Origin of the sequence: Sulfurovum sp. bin170, assembly GCF_010892395.1 — a bacterium.
Lineage (GTDB): Bacteria > Campylobacterota > Campylobacteria > Campylobacterales > Sulfurovaceae > UBA1140.
This window is the reverse complement of sequence record NZ_JAACKB010000048.1, coordinates 1-2,377: the sequence shown is the minus strand read 5'-3', so window position 1 is coordinate 2,377 and position 2,377 is coordinate 1. Positions and strand designations below refer to the sequence as shown.

The following is a 2,377-nucleotide window of genomic DNA, read 5'->3' as shown; positions in this document are numbered from 1 at the left end:
CAACTGATATGGCATTATCTTGGGCTTGTACAGGTCCTATGCTTAGAGCTTCTGGTGTAGCTTGGGATATTCGTAAAGAAGAGCCGTATGAGTTATATGATGAAGTAGAATTCAATGTACCTTGGTCAGATAAAGGTGATAACTTTGCTCGTTATCGTGTATATATGGAAGAGATGAGAGAATCAGCTAAGATCCTTTATCAAACAATAGATATGTATGCAGAGTGTGTTAAGAATGGAGAGACTGAGTTAATGGCTCATGCTCCAAAATATATATCAGCTCCAAAGCTTGATATTATGACTCAAAATTACTCTTTGATGCAACATTTTGTTCTTGTAACTCAGGGTATGAGACCTCCTGTTGGAGAAGTTTATGTGGCAACAGAATCACCAAAAGGTGAGTTAGGTTATTTTATCAACTCTCAAGGTGGACCATATCCATATAGACTAAAACTTCGTGCTCCATCTTTTTGGCATACAGGTATTTTAACTGACCTATTGCCAGGTCATTATATTCCAGATGTAGTTTCTATTATTGGTACAACAAATATAGTATTTGGAGAGGTGGATCGCTAATGAAAAGATATGATTTAAGACATTTAAAAGCAGAATTTGAACCTAGAATGAAAGAACTTTTAGGAACTCATACGGATGGTGAAGTAGCAATCTTTTTATTTGAAATTGGTGATTTTACACCAATTCAAAAATCTGCAGATTTAGTAAAAGAGTGTGGTTATGAGTTGATGAACTCTTTAAAGTTTAACGAAGTCGATTGGACTATCGTAGCAAAAAAAGGTTAGGGATTTAATTTGAGTAAAGTATATTTTTCTACTTGGAATGGAGAGTCAATAAATAATATTGGTAAACCAGAAGATGAGTGGGAAGAATCAGCATATAATCTACCAGCAACATACGATGATCATCGTGATTCTAAAGCTTTTATTGGCTGGGATGGTGTTGCACTTTTTAATGAAGATGTAGATGTTATCCGTTTAGCGATGGAGTATGCAGCGCAATATCAAGAGTATTCTGAGGCTTGTGGAAGATGTGCACCTGGTAGATGGGGTGGACGAATTTTATATGACCAACTAGATAAGATTGCTCGTGGAGAAGGCTCAGTTGCTGATATGGATCACTTAAAAGAGATTGGCAAATCGATGCAAATCACTTCTAAGTGTGAAATTGGTAAAACTGTTCCAAATCCGATAATTGACTTGATGACTCACTTTGAAGATGTGTTTATGGATTGTATTGACAATCAAAAACCATCCAAACATTATAATGAAGAAGTTGGCTATATTGCTAAAATTACTGCACCTTGTACTGATATGTGTCCTGCACATGTTGATATTCCAGGATATATAGAGGGTGTTAGAGATTTAAGGTTTAACGAATCTCTTCAAGCAACAAGACAAACTATGCCTCTTGCTCATGTTTGTGGTCGTGTTTGTCCACACCCATGTGAAGATGCATGTCGAAGAACAAATCTTGATGAGCCTATATCTATTATGGAACTTAAAAGATTAGGTGCTGATTATGAAACTGATCATGGTTTTGGCTTTTTTCATCCAATGAAGAAAAAGAAACCAAATGGTAAAAAAGTTGCAATTATCGGTGCAGGTCCTGCCGGCTTAACTACAGCTTATTATCTTGCTGCTGAGGGCGTTGAATGTGATGTTTATGAAGAACTTCCTGTCCTTGGTGGTGAAGTTGCTGTTGGTGTACCTGAATATAGAATGCCAATAGACAAATACAATCAAGATATCGAATGTGTTAGAGATATGGGTGTTAATTTTATTACTAACTCTCGTATTGGTGCTGATGATATGAGAAGATTTGAAGAAGAGTACGACACTACAATGATTGCAACTGGTACTCGTATAAGTAAAAAAGTTCGTTGTGCTAATGAGAGACCTGAAGTTGAGGGTTATTGGTCAGCTATTGAGATGCTTGATCAAATCAATCTTTGGGATAAATATGGTATTGGCGAAGCGGTAGATTTAACTGGAAAAATAGTTGTTTGTGTTGGTGGTGGATTTACATCTATGGATGTTGTTCGTTGTGCAATTAGAGCAAATGCTAAAAAAGTTTATATGATTTATCGTCGTGATGAAAAGACTATAATTAGAAATACGACCTATGAAGAGTACCATGAAGCTGTAGAAGAGGGTGTTGAATTTTTATTTCACTCAGCAGTTAATGAGATGAGAGATGAGAATGATGTTTTAAAATCACTTTTCATAGATAAGTTTGAACTTGTTCCAGATCCAGATGGTGGTAGAGCTCAGTTAGTTAAAATTGATGGAGAGTCTTATAGTATTGAGACAGATTTTTTAATTCCTGCCGTTTCTCAATCAGCGGATCTTGACCTACTTCCT

Annotated in this window: 2 protein-coding genes and 1 pseudogene; all 3 read left to right on the top strand. The window is 36.1% G+C overall.

The genetic code is table 11. The features are described 5' to 3' along the window. Positions 1 to 575 (top strand): annotated as a pseudogene (locus GSY74_RS01105) (NADH-quinone oxidoreductase subunit D); the annotation flags it as partial. Then, positions 575 to 799, top strand: a complete 225-nt coding sequence (locus GSY74_RS01100) for an NADH-ubiquinone oxidoreductase subunit E family protein (RefSeq protein ID WP_164663255.1) — start codon at positions 575 to 577, stop codon at positions 797 to 799. The pseudogene GSY74_RS01105 and the gene GSY74_RS01100, both read left to right, overlap by 1 nt. 9 nt (positions 800 to 808) lie before the next feature. Beyond that, on the top strand, positions 809 to 2,377 hold a 1,569-nt coding region (locus tag GSY74_RS01095), incomplete at its 3' end, for an NADH-ubiquinone oxidoreductase-F iron-sulfur binding region domain-containing protein (protein WP_164663254.1).

Bases quoted from the DNA above. Each gene is read 5' to 3' on its own strand.
- GSY74_RS01100 (WP_164663255.1), top strand. From the start codon at position 575: ATGAAAAGATATGATTTAAGACATTTAAAAGCAGAATTTGAACCTAGA.